We start from the raw sequence: 16,800 nt of genomic DNA, 5'->3' as shown, positions 1-16,800 counted from the left end.
AGATGAATCGGACCCGCCGCCGCGGTGGCTCAGGCGATGCCGGCGACCTTAGGTACCGCGGCGGTCAGCTCCGACAGCCGCAGTTTCTGCAATCCCCGGGCGTCGAAATTATCCGGCGCCAGCCAGCGCACGAAGGCCGCTTGCAGCCCCGGCCACTCGCCGTCGACCACCGAATACCAGGCGGTGTCGCGGTTGCGGCCCTTCACCACGGTGGCCTGGCGGAACACCCCCTCGAAGCTGAAGCCCAAGCGCAGGGCCGCCGAGCGCGAGGGGGTGTTGAGGGCATTGCACTTCCACTCGTAGCGGCGGTAGCCCAGCGCGAAGGCCTGCCGCATCATCAGGAACATCGCTTCGGTTGCGGCCGGCCGGCCTTGCAGCAGCGGGGAGAAGTTGAGCCCGCCCACTTCGATCGAGCCGTTGCGCGGATCGATGCGCATGAAGCTGGCGACGCCGACGGCCCGGCCCGAGGCCAGGTCGACGATGGCGAAGAACAGCGGGTCCGGCCCTTTGCTCGCCGAATCCACCCAGGCACGGTAGCTGTCGAAGGAATCGTAGGGACCGTAGGGCAGATAGGTCCAGTTGCGGCCATCCGCATCGAGCGCGAAGGCTTCATACAGTGGCCGGGCGTGGTGCTCCGCATCCAGCGGCTCGAGCCGGCACCAGCGGCCCTGCATGGCTTCGCGCGGCGGCATTGTTGGCGCCTGCCAGTCTGGCACCGGGCGGTCCAGGAGTTGGCCGAGTGCGTTGGTTTGCGGAGTCATTGCCGGATCCGGTGTATGTGGCGGAGGTGCTATTACGACCGATCGGAGCGGCCGCTTCAACCGACACACCCGCCTGCCGCGGGGGAAGGCATCTGTATCATGTCCGTGCCGTGCCGGGCGCCGGCATGCGGATCGAACCAGTCGTATGGAACAGCCGGGGAATAGCCGCGATGAATGTGACTGATGCCGTACTGGGCCGCCGTTCGGTGCGGGCCTTCCTCGACAAGCCGGTGCCGCGCGCCCTGGTCGAGGAAGCCCTGGCCAAGGCTTCACGGGCGCCTTCGGGCGGCAATGTGCAGCCCTGGAAGATCTACGTGGTCTCGGGCGAGCCGCTGGCGCAGTTCAAGGCCCAGGTGGCGAAACAGCTGGCCAAGAATCCGATGGGCGATGCTCCGGCCGAATACGACGTCTATCCGAAGTCCCTCAAGGCTCCGTACCGCGACTACCGCTACAAGAACGGCGAGGATCTCTACGGCCTGCTCGGCATCGCGCGCGAGAACAAGTTCGCCCGCCTCAGCTGGTTCAGCAACAACTTCAAGTTCTTCGGCGCGCCGATGGGTCTGTTCTGCCTGGTCGACCGCCAGATGGGGCCGCCGCAATGGTCGGACCTGGGCATGTACCTGCAAACCCTGATGCTGCTGCTGCGCGAAGCCGGCATCGACAGCTGCCCCCAGGAATGCTGGTCGCTGCTGCACCGCACGGTACGGACTTTCCTTGAAGCACCCGAGGAACTGATGCTGTTCTGCGGCATGGCCATCGGCTACGAGGATCGGGCCGCGGTGATCAACCGGCTGCGCACGGACCGGGCGCCGCTGGAGGAATTCTGCCGCTTCATCGGGTGAAGCCCGGGCCGGTGATGGATGGGCCGGCCGCGATGCGGCGCGGCCCATCCATCGCCCGGTCTCAGAACTGGTAACCGACGCGCAGCGTCACCTCGCTGGCATAGTCGAACGTCGACAGGGCATTGTTGGTCGGTGTGCCCAGATGGCCGTCGATGAAGTTGTAGAACGCTTCGACGGTGAAGCGGCCGTTCGGCTTCCAGCGCACCGCTGGCTGCAGCAGGATGCCACCCTTTGGATCGTAGAGCGCGGCGAAGTCGGCGCGCCAGATCAGGTTGGGGAAGGGCTGCTGCAGGGCGAGGGCGAAGGCGTTGTAGCCGCCGCCGTAGCCGGGCGGCGGCTTGCTCACATCGCCGCCCATGCCGCCGAGGTAGCGGCCGAACAGATCGCTTTCGGTCTTGTGCAGCCACTGGAACACCATGTAGGTTGCCGGCAGGCTGGCCGAGAACCGCTGGTATTTCTCCATCACCAGTGCGGTGGTCCATTCATGCTTGCGCAGGAAGCCGGCGCCGAGCGAGGGATCGGTGAAGGTGCGATCCGGCACGTACAGCGCTTCCACGTTGATGATGAGCTGGTCCAGCAGGGAGCCCGGCGCCGCGGAGATGACGTAGCTGGCGCCGCCGCCCAGGTCGGTCTCGGCGCGGTATGAGCGCTGGATGTGTCCGCGCAGGCCGCTGCCCGAGGCCTGGAAGAAGGTATCCAGCTCCTGCCGGGCCAGGTCGTAGGTCGGCACCTGTGCCGCGCCGAGCAGGGCCGCGGCGGGGAAGTCGCGCACCGCAGCGTTGAGGCCGTCAAGGCCATTGAGCCGCGCCATGCCGGCGTAGGTGAACCATTCGGCCGAACTCCATACGCCAGTCGGATCCACCTCGAACGGCGTCTGCGCCAGCACACCGCCCGAGCCCGGAGCGCCGGGCAGATCGCGGTTCACGCCCGAGGCGGTCCAGCGATAGACGCCGTCCGGGTTGTAGCGCCGCGCGGCGATGGCCTGCAGGCCGATGTCGCCGAAGTCCGCTTTCAGGCGCAAGCCGTAGTCCAGCTTGCTGTCGTAATTCCTGTAGTTGTCGTGCACCGTGAACTGCGAGGGGATGGCGTTGTACGGCGTATTCGGATTGCCGTAGACGGTCGGCTGGAATTTCTGCACGAAGCCGTCCGCCAGCCAATGGTCGGCGATCTGGTACAGCACCCGCACCGCCGGCGCCGGCACGCGCTTGTCCGAGAATTCCTCGGAGGCATAGTCCAGTGCCGAGTGACGCCGCAGGTCCAGGCCGTCCGGCACGTCGAGCACGCGGAAGAAGATGGCCTGGCCCCAGGCGATCTGCTGGTTGCCGACGCGCACGTCCAGCGGGCCGTTGCTGTACTCGAGGAACAGGGCGGGGAAGTAGAGCTGGTAATTGCGCCCGGCCCAGTCCAGGGGTTGCGGGTGGCCGCTGCCCTCGACGTCGTATTTGAAGTAGTTGGGCCGCCCATAAAGGCTCCCCGCGGCTTGGCTGCCGACCGCGCCGGGATCGAATTCGTCGTAGGCCGCGGGATCGAAGATGCCGCGCAGCTTCGCCGTCAGGCTCAGTTGCGGGGAGAAGCGCAGCGAGGCATCGAGTTCGGCGCGCAGGAAAGCCAGGTTGAGATAGTTGTCCGCCGGCTGGCCGTTGCGTGTTGTGACGTCGTCGGCGACGAAGCTGTGGCGTGCCACCGGCACGCCGTTGAAGAGATTGCCGCGCTGGTTGAATGGATCCTCGCGGTCCGAGGCCTTCAACGCCACCTCGGGACGGACATAGCCGCTGAGGGACGCCCAGTCCGGCAGCGCCCAGCTCGATGCCGCCGGCGCGGCCTCCTCATCGGCGCGCGCGGCGCCCCCCAGGATCAGGCAGGCAAACAGGCAGATCCGCCAACGTGATGCTTTCGCTTTTTTCATGGTTCACCCTTATGTCGATTGCAAGACTTCGCTTGTCGCGGTCCCTGAGCCGGCAATGCTTTGTTGTAGCGGGCGATGTTAGTGGAAGCGTCTTCTTACGCAATGATCCGGCACACCTGCATTGGGTGAGACGTCTTGCGGTACCGCTTCCGGTTCTCCTCGCGACAACAGGTTAGGGGGCAATCGATCCTCCAGCCCGACCCGAACGGGTAGTAAAAATTCCGTTCACGGCTTCATTTGCTACCGTTCGGCTGGTGACTCAGGATTCGGGTTTGCGGCCACAAAAAAGGCGGATCGAAGCTTCGATCCGCCTTGATTTGCGCAAATTCCCCCGATAAACCGGGCGGAGGAATGGAGCCGCTGGGCGATTCCCGGGCTCGTCGTCAGGCCTGATGGTCCGGCATCAGCTCAACGAACGCGCGATCACTTCCTTCATGATCTCGTTGGTGCCGCCGTAGATGCGCTGCACGCGCGAGTCGGCGAACATGCGGGTGACCAGGTACTCGTTCATGTAGCCGTAGCCGCCGTGGAGTTGCACGCATTCGTCGAGCATCTGTTGCTGCGTGTCGGTGACCCAGTACTTGGCCATCGAGGCGGTGGCGGTGTCGAGCTTGCCTTCCAGGTGGTCCTGGATGCAGCGGTCGATGAAGACGCGGGCGACGCGGGTGTGGGTGGCGATCTCGGCCAGCTTGAACTTGGTGTTCTGGAATTCGGCGATGCTCTTGCCGAAGGCCTTGCGCTCGCGCACGTACTGCTTGGTCGCTTCCAGGCCGCCTTCCATCGCGGCGACGCCGCCCAGGGCGACAATCAGGCGCTCGTAGGGCAGGTCGGACATCAGCTGGTAGAAGCCCTGGCCCTCGCGGCCGCCGAGCAGGTTGTCGGCCGACACGCGCACATCCTCGAAGAACAGTTCCGAGGTGTCCTGCGCCTTCATGCCCATCTTGTCGAGGATGCGGCCGACGCGGTAACCCTTCAGCCCCGGCGTTTCCACCAGGAAGATCGAGGTGCCGCGCGCTCCCTGGCTCGGGTCGGTCTTGGTCACCACGATCATGATCTCGGCGAGGTAGCCGTTGGTGATGAAGATCTTGGAGCCGTTGATGATGTAGTCGTCGCCGTCCTTCACCGCCTTGGTGCGGATGCCCTGCAGGTCGGAGCCGGCGCCGGGCTCGGTCATGGCGATGGCGCCGACCAGTTCGCCGCGCGCCATGCGCGGCAGGAAGCGCTGCTTCTGCTCCTCGGTGCCGTGGTTGAGGATGTAGTGGGCGCAGATGCTGTGCACGCCCTGGCCGAAACCGCTGAGGCCGCGGCGCTGGGTTTCCTCGTATACCACCGCCTCGTGGCGGAAGTCGCCGCCGGCGCCGCCGTACTCGGCCGGGATGTCGGTACAGAGCAGGCCCTGCGCGCCGGCCTTGCGCCAGATCTCGTGGCCGACGTGCTTCTGGTGCCGCCATTGCTCGTCTTGCGGCACCATTTCGGCTTCGACGAAGCGCGACACGGCGTCGCGGAACATGGTCAGGTCCTCGTCCATCCAGGGCGAGACGTAGGGAAGGCTGGGGGCGGGTGCGGAGCTCATAGATTGGTCGTCGGTGCGGGGAGCGCGGTGCGCTCGTTCGGTGGAAGATCGGGGCCTGTAGCAGGCCGCCGGACCTTCGCCGATTTTATCCCGTTACGCATCGTCTACGCAGATGAGTGGTAATCGGCCTTATCCTGCGCCGCCGGCGTGCGGATGCCGGGTGGAGTTCAGCCCGCCGGATCGGTTTCCAGCACCGGCAGCGTTTCGTCGCCCTGGATCGATTCCGCCGGCGGAATCGGGTGAAGCGCGACAGTCACCGCCTGGTCCCGCCAGCTGAAATCCAGACGGTATCGCTCGCCCAGCAGTGGTTCCGGACCTTCCGGCCACAAGGTGCGGAAGGTCGTGCAGTCGGTGAATACGGAAGGCAGGATTTCCAGCCGTTCGATGCGCTGTCCCGGCCGCGGCCGCCGGCGCGCCGCGTCGGCCAGCGCCTGCGGCAAGGCGAATTGCACGCGCGTGCCCGGGCTCAGCAGGATGCGGTGGCGCACACGCAAGCCATCGGTGCGCGCCGGGCCGCCGGGCTCCGAGTGCAGCGGCGGATCGAATTCCAGGCCACCCAGCGTGCTCAATTCGCCGGCCTTGCTCACCGATGCGATACGGCAGCCCAGCACTGTGAGTTGTCCCGTGACCCGCCGCGTCTTGGCCAGGGTATTGAGGTTGAGCAGGGCCTGCGCCGGCCGCGGCGCGGATTCGGCGAATTCGAGCAGGGCTGCGGCGACCGCAGCGGCATCGAGCCCTTCGCTGTACTGCGTCGTGGCTTCGAGCATGGAGGCGACCACCGAGGCTTCGCTGCGCAGCGCGGTGCGGTCGCAGCGGTCGATGGAATAGGGACGGGTGCCGCGAATCACCAGGTGGGCATTCGCCCAGGGATAGGCCAGCCACGAGGGATACAGCGAATAATTGCACGCACGGAAGGCGAGGTTGCGGTCCACCACCTGCAACCGCAGTTCGGGCAATGCCGGGCGTACGCCGCCGGCGGCGTGATTCTTTACATGCACCACATCGCTTCCTGAGCAGGTGACCGCTTGCGCCCGTTGGGCGCCCCTTTTTGTGCGCTATGTAATAGCGCAAGGCGCCAGCGGAAAAAAATGATCTCCGCGTCTATCCATATAACGGAGTGGCAGGTGCACGTCTTTTGATGCGATGTGGCAAACCGTGCTGCGCCTCTTGCAGGTCAGGCCGGTCAAGCCTGAACATGAATAAAACCCCTTTGTTACAACGTTTTTCCGGCTTTCCACGCTGTCGCTGATTGCGTTTTTGCCGCTCTCCGGTTCTATCGCGGCTGCTTGAACCTGGAAGGGTGGACGGCGAATCGCTGCGCAATCCATCTATGAATAGCGCGATTCGATCTGGAAAACCGGTGTCTGCCGCGCATCGGCCAAACCTATGATTCCTTCCCGCGCGCATGTCGCGGGAAGCGGCTCAGGAACGGGACAATGAAAAACAGGATGAACCTGGCGGCGCGCCATCTGGCCGCCGCATGGTTGTTGCTGCTCGCCGGCTGTGGTCAGGGCACGGCACAGGGCGGCTTGCCTTTGCGCATCGAGATCAGCCACGTGGTCGGCGAGGCGCCGCTGCGCCTGGGGGACAGCTACAAGACCGGCGCGGGCGACAGCTGGAGTGCCGAACGGCTGCGTTACTACCTGAGCAACTTCCGCCTGCGACGCGCCGACAGCACCTGGTTCGTCAATCCGCAGAGCGCGGACAGCAGCCGCGGCTATTTCCTGGTGGACGAGGCGGACGCGGCCTCGAAGCAGTTCCAGATCGGGCCGATACCGGAGGGAACCTACAGCGGCATCGAATTCCTGGTCGGTGTGGACACCGCGCGCAATGGCGCGGGCGCGCAGACCGGCACCCTGGATCCGGCACGCGGCATGTTCTGGACCTGGAACACCGGGTACATCTTCTTCCAGTTCGAGGGGCACTCGCCGCAGTCCAGCGATGGCGAACACGCCTTGACCTACCACACCGGCGGCGGCGCCGATTCGCCGGCACGCAGCGTATTCCTGCAATTCCAGACGCCGGTGCAGGTCACGGCGGACAACAGTGCGGAGTTGCATCTGTACGCGGACCTTTCGCGGCTGTTCGACGGCGCCCATGCGCTGCGCCCGGCGACCATGCCGACCGCGATGGACCCGAAGGCTTCGGCCGAGGTGGCGGACAACAGCGCCGGCCTGTTCCGCATCGACCACATCCACAAGCTGCCGAAGGCGGGTCTTGCGCAAGGCCGGTGAAGCGATCGACGCCATGGCTGCTCGCTGTGCCGCTGCTGGGGATGCTGGCGACCATACCTTGGGCGCAGGCCTGGATGACGGCGCACTCCACGCCGCGCCTGCAAGTGCCCGAGGGCTGGCCGGCGCCGCGTTATGACTTCGCCGGCAACCCGGTGACCTCGGCCGGGTTCGCCCTCGGTCGCCGCCTGTTCTACGACCCCATCCTGTCGCGCGACGGCAGCGTGGCCTGCGGCAGCTGCCACCAGCAGTTCGCCGCCTTTGCCCACCTGGACCATCGCGTCAGCCACGGCATCGGCGGCGTCAACGGCAAGCGCAATACGCCCGGCCTGTTCAATCTGGCCTGGCAGCCGGAGCTGATGTGGGATGGCTCGGTGCATCACCTGGAACTCCAGCCGGTGGCGCCGATGAGCAACCCGGTGGAGATGGGCGGCAGCCTGGCGCTGGCGGTGGACAAGCTGCGCCGTGATGCGCGCTACCCGGAGCTGTTTGCCGAGGCCTTCGGCTCCCCCGGTGTCGATTCGCAGCGCCTGCTGCGCGCGCTGGCGCAGTTCACCGGCACCCTGGTCTCGGCGGATTCCAGGTACGACCGCTTTGTCGAGGGCAAGGAAGCGTTCACGCCGCAGGAGCGCGACGGCCTCGACCTGTTCCGTGAGCGCTGTGCGTCCTGCCACCGCGAACCCCTGTTCACCGATTTCAGCTACCGCAACAACGGTCTCGACGCCGCGCCGCGCGATGCCGGGCGCGCCGTCATCAGCGGACGCGATGAAGACCGGGGCCGTTTCCGCGTGCCCTCGCTGCGCAACATCGCCCTCACCGCGCCCTATATGCACGACGGCCGCTATGACAGTCTGGAGCAGGTCCTCGACCACTACAGCGGCGGCGTCCAGCCTTCGCCCACGCTGGATCCCTCACTGGCCGGCGGTGTGCCGCTGTCCCCAGATCAGCGCAGCGCGCTGCTGATCTTCCTCGATACGCTCACCGACGAAAGCTTCATCCACGACCGGCGCTTCGCCGAGACCCACGATTGATGCCCATGCTCAAGCCCTGCACACCGTTGTCGAACCTGCTTGCCGTGCTGCTCTGTTGTGTGAGCGGCGCCGCACCGGCGCATGAAGGCCATCACGAGCCCGTGCCGGAAACGGCTGCGGCGGCCGTGGCGCCCGCACCGCGTGCCGCACTGGATACGCCGCAGCTGGAACTGGTGGTGCAGCGTGAGGGCGCGGACCTCGTGCTGTACCTCGACGACTACGACACCAATGCGCCGTTGAGCGGACTGCAGGTCAGCGTGCGCAGCGGCACCCTGACCGTGCAGGCGGCGGCCAGCGGCGAGGGTGCTTACCGCATCGCCGGCGACTTGCTCGACGGCCAGGACGGCCAGCCGCTCGATATCGCGGTGCATGGTCCCGGTATCGATGCCCGCCTGCAGGCGCCGCTGCCGGCGGCGGCAGTACCGGATCACGTCGCGCATGCGGAGCCGGCGCGCCGTGACCAGGCCTGGATCATCGCGGCCGCCGCCGCGGTATTGCCGGTTCTCGTGATCGGCTGGCTGTTGTGGCGCAGGCGCGATGCGCGCGCGGCGCGGGGGCTCGGCGCCGCCTGATGTTCTCCTGGATCGTAGAAGCCAGCCTGCGCGGCCGCGTGCTGGTGCTGGCTGCCGCCCTGGTGCTGCTGGCGCTGGGCGTGCGCGCGGCAGGCAGCTTGTCGGTGGACGTGCTGCCGGACCTGACGCGGCCGATGGTGACGGTGCAGACCGAGACCGCCGGCCTCGCGCCGGAGGATGTCGAAAGCCTCGTCACCTTTCCCGTGGAGACCGCGCTGAGCGGCCTGCAGGACGTGGCCCGCATCCGCTCGGTCACCAGCCCGGGATTGTCGGTGGTCTACGCCGAGTTCGACTGGAACAGCGATCCCTGGCGCGACCGCCAGCTGGTGGCCGAGCGCATCGACGCCATCCGCTCGCAACTGGCGCCAATCGCCGAGCCGCGCATCGGGCCGCTGACTTCCCTGATGAGCGAGATCCTGCTGGTCTCGCTGCAATCCCGCAGCGGCGATACCAGTCCGCAGGAGTTGCGCACCCTGGCCGACTGGACCCTGCGGCCCAAGCTGCTGGCCTTGCCCGGTGTGGCGCAGGTGCTGGCCATCGGCGGCGAGGTGAAGCAATACGAAATCCATCCCGATGCGCAGCGCATGCGGCTGGACGGCATCGGCCTGGCGCAGATCAACGACGCGGCGCGCGGCTTCGGCAACAACACCGGCGCCGGCGTCGCGTTCTCCGGCGGCAGCGAGTACGCCATCCGCGGCATCGGCCGCCCGTTCCGGCTCGAAGACCTGGCGCAGGCGGCGGTAGCCTGGCGCGGCAACGGACCGATCCGGCTCGGCCAGGTGGCCGATCTCGCCGTCGGCTCCAGGCTCAAGCGCGGCGATGCCGGTTTCAACGGCAAGCCGGCGGTGATCCTGTCGATCCAGAAACAGCCGGGGGCGGATACGCTGCAGCTGACGCAGGCGGTGAAAGCGGCGCTGGCGCAGCGTGAAGGGCATCTGCTGCCGGACGACGTGCAGGTGGTGAACGTATTCCGCCAGGCCGACTTCATCGAGGAATCCATCGCCAATGTGAACCAGGCCTTGTGGCATGGCGCATTGATCGTGGCGTTTACCCTGCTGCTGTTCCTCGCCGGCGGCCGCGCCACCGTGATCTCACTGGCCGCGATTCCGCTGAGCTTGGCCGCCGCCATCCTCACGCTGGGGCTGTTCGGGCTGTCGGTCAACACCATGACGCTCGGCGGGCTGGCTATCGCCATCGGTGAACTGGTGGACGATGCGGTGGTAGGTGTCGAGAACGTCATCCGCCGTCTGCGTGAAAACGCGCTCCGCGCCGTGCCGGAACCCGCGGCGCAGGTCATCGTCCGCGCCACGGTGGAGGTGCGCTCGGGCATTCTCTATGCGACCTTGCTGATCGTGCTGGCCTTCGTGCCGCTGTTTGCCCTGGAAGGCGTGGAGGGGCGGCTGTTCGCGCCGCTGGGCGTGGCCTATATCACCGCCATTCTCGCCAGCCTGGTGGTGGCGGTGACGCTGACGCCGGCGCTGAGCTATTTCGCCTTTGCGCGCAATGCCTCGGCGCCACAGGAGCGGCAGTGGCTGCATGGGCTGAAGGCGCGTTACGCCATTGCCCTGCGGACGGTATTGAGTGCGCCGCGCCTTCCGTTCCTGTTCACGGCCTTGCTCTTGCTCGGCGCGCTGTTCGCGGCCTGGCAACTGCCGCGCGCCTTCCTGCCGGCGTTCAACGAGCGCACCCTGACCCTGAACCTGCTGATGCGGCCCGGCGTTTCGCTGGATGCCTCCAACGACATCGGCACCACGGCCGAACGCCTGGTCCTGGCCGTGCCGGAGGTGGCGAGCGTGGGCCGCCGCACCGGCCGCGCCGAACAGGACGAACACGCCGAGGGTCTGCACTATTCGGAACTGGAGCTTGCCCTGCGGCCCGGCGGCCGGCCGCGTCCCGAGGTGGTGGCCGATCTGCGTGCGCGCCTGTCGGCGCTGCCGGCAACGGTGATCTTCGGCCAACCGATCTCGCACCGGCTGGACCATCTGTTGTCCGGGGTGCGCGCACCGCTGGCGGTGAAGCTGTATGGCGAAGACCTGGGCGAGCTGCGCCGCCTGGCGGATGAGGTGGTGGAGCGTCTCCACGATGTAGGCGGCCTGGCCGATGTACAGGCCGAGCCGCAGGCGGACACGCCGCAGCTGCGGGTGCAGGTCGATCCGCGCCGCGCGGCGCAATACGGCATGTCGCCGCCGCGGGTGCAGGATGCCCTGACCGAACTTACCGTCGGCGGTACCGTCTCGCGCATCGTCGAAGGCGAGCGCCGTTTCGACCTGGTGGTGCGCCTGCCGCAGGCTACGCTCGATCCCGCCGCCATCGGCGAGATCCCCATCGATACGCCGGCCGGCGCGGTGCCGCTGAGCTGGCTGGGCGATGTGCGGGCCGGCAACGGGCCTGGACAGATCCTGCGCGAGAACCTGCGCCGGCGCGTCGCGGTCTCGGCCTATGCCGGTGTCGGGCGTTTCGATGAGGCCGTGCAATCGGCGCGTGCCCGGCTGGCCGACCTGACGCTGCCGAATGGTTACGAGCTGCACCTGGAAGGCGAGTTCCAGGCACAGGCCGCAGCGTCGCGGCGCATCGGCGGCCTGGCGCTGCTGTCACTGTTGTTGATGCTGGCGGTGCTGTACGCGCGCTACCGCTCGCTGCGCTTCAGCCTGATCATCCTTGGCAATGTGCCGCTGGCGATGATCGGCGGCGTTGCGGCGCTGGCGTTGACCCACACACCGTTGTCGGTCGCCAGCCTGGTCGGCTTCGTTGCGCTGGCCGGCATCGCCGCGCGCAATGGCATTCTCAAGCTCAGCCGCTATCTGCAACTGGCGCGGGAAGGTGAGCCTTTCGGCGATGCGCTGATCCTGCTTGGCTCGGGCGAGCGCCTGACGCCGGTGCTGATGACCGCGCTTATTGCCGCCGCGGCACTGCTGCCTTTGCTCGGCGCGGCCGATGCGCCGGGCAAGGAGATCCTGCATCCGGTGGCCCTGGTGATTTTCGGCGGCCTGATCAGCGGCACCTTGCTGGACAGCTTCGTCACGCCGCTGTTGTTCCGTCGTTTCGGCGGAGCGCCCTTGCGCCGACTGCTCGGCGATGCGGAGAGATCCGCGCCGGATTGAGGCTGCATTGCGCAAGGTCATAACTGCGCGATCTATGTTCAGCACCGGAATGCAGGTGCTGCAATAACCCTTTAGCCGGATTCCTCAATGGTTACCGGGTCATTTGCTCCGTATCCATCCGCGCGCGATGCCCTAGTGCCGCAAGGTCTTAGCCGCTTCGGAAAAAGTCTAAAAACGGGGCCTTGCACTCGCGCCCGCCTGTGTATTGTCCATTCTCCGCGGAAAGCCTGCATGGGGCCGATGGAACGGGGAGAGGGCCTCGGCGCCTGGGAAGATGCCGCGAGCCTCTCTTACACAAGGGACAATACGCTCAGGAGTTGGACTATGAATTCGCCCTCTCGCGAGAGAACGCGATCGCTTGGACGTCGGCTGGCCATATTCGCCGCCGCGGGAATCATGGGCGCCTCAGGCGCCGTATCGGCGCAGGCCGCCGGCCTGCTGGGTGGCCTGCTCGGCAAGCCCGCCACGGGCGCGGCGACCCCCAGCGGCGCGCCCGCCGCGATCAACAAGTACACCGGACAGGTCATCCCCAACGGGGCGGTACTGCTGGTCTGGACCGGCGACGGCTGCTCCACGCCGCTGTGCGATCCGAAGACCAGCCAGGACTTCCTGGCGGTCGTCGATGCCGAGCCCAACTCGACCACCTTCGGCAACGTCATCGACACCGCCGAACTGCCGAACATCCTCGCTTCCGATGTCGCCGGCAACGTGCTGGGCGTGCTCGGTTCGGACTCGCACAACGATCCGCACCACATGCTGAGCTACACCTCGTACATCTCCGGCGGCGGTGACGGCCTGATCCAGGGCCACAAGTACACCTTCGCCGGCGGCGTCATCAGCAAGAACGTGTTCCGCTTCGACATCACCAGCGTGCGCCATATCCAGAAGGCGGACATCGCGGTGTGCGGCACGCAGCCGCGCCGCTCCTCGCTGACCGACGACTTCATCGTCATGCCCGCCCCGGGCGCCAATCACAAGATCATGTACACCTACATGAGCAACTATGTGTACGGCCCCGGCGGCACGGTCACCGAGATCGATCCGGGCCGCAAGGCGCCGACCGCGCTCGGCCTGTGCGTGGCTTCGATCCCGGCCGTGGTGCCGCTGCTCGAAAGCGCCGCCCAGGGCGGCATCCTGCCGAGCCTGCTGGCCGGCGTGGACGTGGCGGACGACAACGCGCTGCTCGGTCACAAGGGCATCACCGAGTATTCCTCCGTGGTGAAGGCAAATCAGCCGCGCAACCCCACCGAGTACACCAGCTACCCGGACAAGCGCGTGTCGCGCTCCTTCAACGAGGGCGTGTTCTACTTCGGCAACAAGGATGTCGGCATCGAAGGCCTGCCGCATGGCATGGCCCTGACCTATGACGGCAAGTACCTGGTGCAGTCCGACTATGCCGTGGCGGCCAGCATCGGCGCGGCCGCCATCAACGGCGCGCTGCGCGGCCTGTGCAACCAGGAGCCGCTGATCGCCGGCGGCAAGAGCATCAGCGCCGGCCCGCTCGGTGTCTGCGGCTCCACCTACGGCAGTTCGGTGCGCGTCTACCCGACCAGCAACAGCTACACCAACGGCAAGACCAAGGACTCGCTGGCGCAGGCCGGCATCTATGCCGGCAACCCGTACATCCGCTCGGTCAGCGCCGTGCCGGATGGTCCGCGCCAGGAGGAGGTGATCTTCCACGAAGAGAACGAAGGCCTGATGGCGTTCGGCCTGCCGCACCAGTCGCATCACACTGTCAATCAGAAAGGCTGGGTCAGCCTGGGCGATCCGAGCTACGATAAGGCGGTTTCCACCGCCGGCGTCGCCGCCAATGCCAGCTCGGCCATCGGTCCGGCCAACAGCGTCAAGGGCACCAGCACCTACATCCCGCATGACGGCGCCTTCTCCGCGGCGATGTGCGGCGGCGTGGTGTATTACAGCCCGGACATCACCCTCGACGGCAACACCACCAATGCCTACGGCGGCAAGGGTCCGTACTGGCGTGCGGTCTACGATGTCGGTCCCTGCACCGGCGTGTCCTACTTCACCCTCACCGACGACGACCGCTTCCTGATCCTGCCGATCTCGGGCATCGAAAGCCCGGCTTCGATCGATCCGGACGGCGCGGTGGAGTTCGACCGCGACTATCCGCGCGAGCACAGCCGCCGCGTGCTGACGGTGGACATCCGTCCGCTGCTGTCCAAGGGCCATGCCGATACCGCGGCGACCCGGATCCAGTGCGACTTCCCGCCGCCGGATGCGAGCCGTACCGCCAACACCACGCTGGGCCTGCCCGCCACGCGCGCCGACCTGTCCGGCGGCGTCAGCGGCAAGTTCAACGTATTGCGTCACAACAACGAGGCGGACGACTGCCCGCGTATCCGTGGCGCCATCGGCCAGTTCGAAACCGGCCCCAACGGCGTTGGCCTGGCGACCACCGAGTCGTCCAACACCAGCGAACCGGGCACGGGCTACATCCGCCTGGGTCAGACCATCCAGGAAGTCGAGTCCGGCACGCTGGGCAACATCCTGCTGTCTCCGGCCAAGACCGGCGGCGAACCGTCCGGCAACACCGGCGGCGGTCCGGGCAGCGGCAACCTCAACACCATCCAGAACCTGTACACCCACGGCGGCCCGCATTTCACCGTGATCGACCGTATCGGCTACCAGCCGATCCAGACCACGGGTCAGGGCGGCTATCTGGATCTGACGCCACTCAACGATGGCTCGGGCCTGGGCCTGCCGCGTGACGCGGTGGTCGGCAAGCCGGCGGCCACGGGCACGGAACGCTTCGCCTTCATCCAGTACTTCGTGGAACTGAACCATGTGCCGCTGCCCGGCACCGGTTCGGATGGCGACCGCACCATCTGCCTGGGCAAGGTCGACCGCACCACCGGCGCCACCGTGCTGGATACCTCGTTCACCGACGAAATCCTCGGCACGCCCTGCCTCGACTTCGACAGTGCGGCGCGCGATGCCTGGCTGTGGCCGGGCGCCCGCGGCACCAAGGGTTCGGCCAAGCCGCACTCGGCGATCTTCGAGCGCGACGGCGCACCGTTGTTCGGTCCCGGCTACTACCCGGCGGCTCCGCTCAACCCGGACGGCAACAGCTGAGATGAGCTGAAGCTGAAACAAGAAGGATAGGGGAGGCGCCGCCTGCGCAAGCAGGCGGCGCTTTTCCCGTCTCTGAATCACCATGCATCACCGGATACAGAACATGAAAAAGCAGCATTCACACCAGCGCATCGTGTCGTCTTCCCTCAAGCTGACCCTGCTTGCCGCCGGCCTGTTCGCAGGGCAGGCCGTGCTGGCGGCCGACGACACCGTCATCAAGTCGAACTCGGGCCTTGCCGCCGACGTCATCGTCAACGGCCAGCCGATCAGCCAGAACCACATCACCCTGATGAGCGCCAACTTCACGCCGGACAAGGCCGTGCCGGGGCCGGAAGCCAAGGCGGCGGCGCGTTCGGAGCTGATCACCGAAGAGCTGCTGGCGCAGCAGGCGCGCAAGGAAGGCCTGGACAGGAAGCTCGATGTTGCGGATCAGATCGCCTTCCAGGAGCGCGCCATCCTGTCGCGCGCCTACCTGGAGGACTATTTCGCCAAGAACCCGGTCACCGAGGAGAGCATCAAGTCGGCGTACGAGTGGAGCCGCGCCAACGGCAAGATCGTCGAGTACAAGGTGCGACAGATCCTGCTGCCCACCGCCGAAGAAGCGCGCCAGGTGATCGACAAGCTCAACAAGGGCGAGGACTTCGCCGCGCTGGCCACCCGTTACACGCAGGATCCGGGCGGCCAGAGCAACGGCGGCGACCTCGGCTGGTTCCGCCCGGACATCTTCGTCGACCACGGCTTCGGCGATGCCGTAGTGGCCCTCAACAAGAACGAGTACAACAAGACGCCGCTGCGCACGCGCTTCGGCTGGCACGTCATCAAGATCGAGGACGGCCCGCGCCCGGTGAAGAACCCGCAGCCCTACGATGCGCTGGACGACAACGTCAAGCAGGCGCTGCGGCAGAAGACCGCACAGGTCAAGCTGGAAAACCTCACGGCGAAGTTGAGCGCCGCCGCCAAGGTGACCGGCCCCGGCGCGGTCGCTGCCAACGCCAAGAGCACGCGTTGAGTTGGTTTCTCCCCTCGACCCATCCAAACAAATCGTGAAGTCCACCATGAAAAATCTATTGATTGCGTCCGCGCTGGCCTCGCTGTTGCTGGGCGCTTGCGCCCAGCAGTCGGCCAAGCCGGACGCCGCACCTGCCGCCGCTGCCGATGGCCTTTCGCAGGAAGACCGCATCGCCTTCTTCGTAAACCACGCGCGCAGCGGCGAGATCGAGGCGGTGAAGCAGGGGCTGGCCGAAGGCATCCCGGTGAACGGGCGCGATTCGCTCGACCAGACCGCCCTGCTCGCGGCCATCAGCAGCAACTCCCTGCCGGAAGTGCAACTGCTGCTGGCGCACGGCGCCGATGTCGATATTGCCGACAACGCCGGCTGGACGCCGCTGCACTACGCCACATGGTTCGGCAGCAGTTCGGTGGTGCTGAAGGAGCTGCTCGACCATGGCGCGAAGATCGATGCGCGCAATGGCCGCGGCATCACGCCGCTGTACTTCGCCAGCGTCACCGGGCATGAAGCGCAGGTGAAGCTGTTGTTGGAGCGCGGCGCCGACCGCAGCGTGGTTTCCACGTCCGGCTATACCGCGCTGCGCGCGGCCAAGGTCAAGGGGCTAGACGGCATTGTCGCGCTGCTCGATCCGCAGGCCGCGGCGACGGTTTCGCCGCCTGGTAAGCACTGAGTGGATGGCGG

At 66.8% G+C, this 16,800-nt stretch carries 12 protein-coding genes; 8 read left to right on the top strand and 4 right to left on the bottom strand.

Features of this window, described 5'->3' with window-relative positions; translation table 11 throughout:
* Positions 1-29: 29 nt before the first annotated feature.
* The gene (locus BP26_RS0123925; protein WP_029923068.1) at positions 30-761 is read right to left on the bottom strand and encodes a GNAT family N-acetyltransferase; all 732 of its coding nucleotides are present in this window, start codon (positions 759-761) and stop codon (positions 30-32) included.
* Between the two features lie 170 nt (positions 762-931).
* On the opposite strand from BP26_RS0123925, the gene BP26_RS0123920 reads away from it, so the two are divergent.
* A complete protein-coding gene (locus BP26_RS0123920) occupies positions 932-1,603 on the top strand; it encodes a nitroreductase (protein ID WP_029923067.1) in 672 nt (223 codons plus the stop codon).
* A 61-nt stretch (positions 1,604-1,664) separates the two neighbouring features.
* Here BP26_RS0123920 and BP26_RS0123915 read toward each other — a convergent pair whose 3' ends face one another.
* The 3 genes from BP26_RS0123915 to BP26_RS0123905 form a co-directional block, all read right to left on the bottom strand.
* Positions 1,665-3,509, bottom strand: a complete 1,845-nt coding sequence (locus BP26_RS0123915) for a DUF1302 family protein (RefSeq protein WP_051749381.1) — start codon at positions 3,507-3,509, stop codon at positions 1,665-1,667.
* A 403-nt stretch (positions 3,510-3,912) separates the two neighbouring features.
* Positions 3,913-5,037: an acyl-CoA dehydrogenase family protein gene (locus BP26_RS0123910; RefSeq protein ID WP_029923065.1), complete on the bottom strand. Its 1,125-nt coding sequence runs from the start codon at positions 5,035-5,037 to the stop codon at positions 3,913-3,915.
* Between the two features lie 212 nt (positions 5,038-5,249).
* Positions 5,250-6,083: a hypothetical protein gene (locus tag BP26_RS0123905; RefSeq protein WP_029923064.1), complete on the bottom strand. Its 834-nt coding sequence runs from the start codon at positions 6,081-6,083 to the stop codon at positions 5,250-5,252.
* A 435-nt stretch (positions 6,084-6,518) separates the two neighbouring features.
* Here BP26_RS0123905 and BP26_RS30230 point away from each other — a divergent pair, with 435 nt between their 5' ends.
* The 7 genes from BP26_RS30230 (at position 6,519) to BP26_RS28055 (ending at position 16,789) form a co-directional block, all read left to right on the top strand.
* Positions 6,519-7,316 (top strand): MbnP family protein, encoded by a 798-nt coding sequence (locus BP26_RS30230; RefSeq protein ID WP_169740774.1) that lies wholly within the window; start codon positions 6,519-6,521, stop codon positions 7,314-7,316.
* On the top strand, positions 7,313-8,344 hold the full coding sequence (locus tag BP26_RS30225) for a cytochrome-c peroxidase (protein WP_169740773.1): 1,032 nt from the start codon (positions 7,313-7,315) through the stop codon (positions 8,342-8,344). Before BP26_RS30230 ends, BP26_RS30225 begins: the two co-directional genes overlap by 4 nt.
* A 5-nt stretch (positions 8,345-8,349) precedes the next feature.
* Complete coding sequence (locus BP26_RS0123890; protein ID WP_157572741.1) at positions 8,350-8,916, top strand: hypothetical protein; 567 nt, start codon at positions 8,350-8,352, stop codon at positions 8,914-8,916.
* Positions 8,916-12,017 carry an efflux RND transporter permease subunit gene (locus BP26_RS0123885; RefSeq protein ID WP_029923060.1) on the top strand — a complete coding sequence of 1,034 codons (3,102 nt, stop codon included), beginning with the start codon at positions 8,916-8,918 and terminating at the stop codon, positions 12,015-12,017. The genes BP26_RS0123890 and BP26_RS0123885 overlap by 1 nt, the downstream gene beginning before the upstream one ends.
* A 396-nt stretch (positions 12,018-12,413) precedes the next feature.
* Positions 12,414-15,110, top strand: coding sequence for a hypothetical protein (locus tag BP26_RS0123880; RefSeq protein ID WP_029923059.1), 2,697 nt, complete (start codon positions 12,414-12,416; stop codon positions 15,108-15,110).
* Between the two features lie 103 nt (positions 15,111-15,213).
* Positions 15,214-16,119, top strand: coding sequence for a peptidylprolyl isomerase (locus tag BP26_RS27115; RefSeq protein ID WP_051749378.1), 906 nt, complete (start codon positions 15,214-15,216; stop codon positions 16,117-16,119).
* A 46-nt stretch (positions 16,120-16,165) separates the two neighbouring features.
* Positions 16,166-16,789: an ankyrin repeat domain-containing protein gene (locus BP26_RS28055; RefSeq protein ID WP_157572740.1), complete on the top strand. Its 624-nt coding sequence runs from the start codon at positions 16,166-16,168 to the stop codon at positions 16,787-16,789.
* Positions 16,790-16,800: the final 11 nt, after the last annotated feature.

Source organism: Nevskia soli DSM 19509 (assembly GCF_000711955.1).
GTDB lineage: Bacteria > Pseudomonadota > Gammaproteobacteria > Nevskiales > Nevskiaceae > Nevskia > Nevskia soli.
This window is presented reverse-complemented; position numbering and strand designations above follow the sequence as displayed.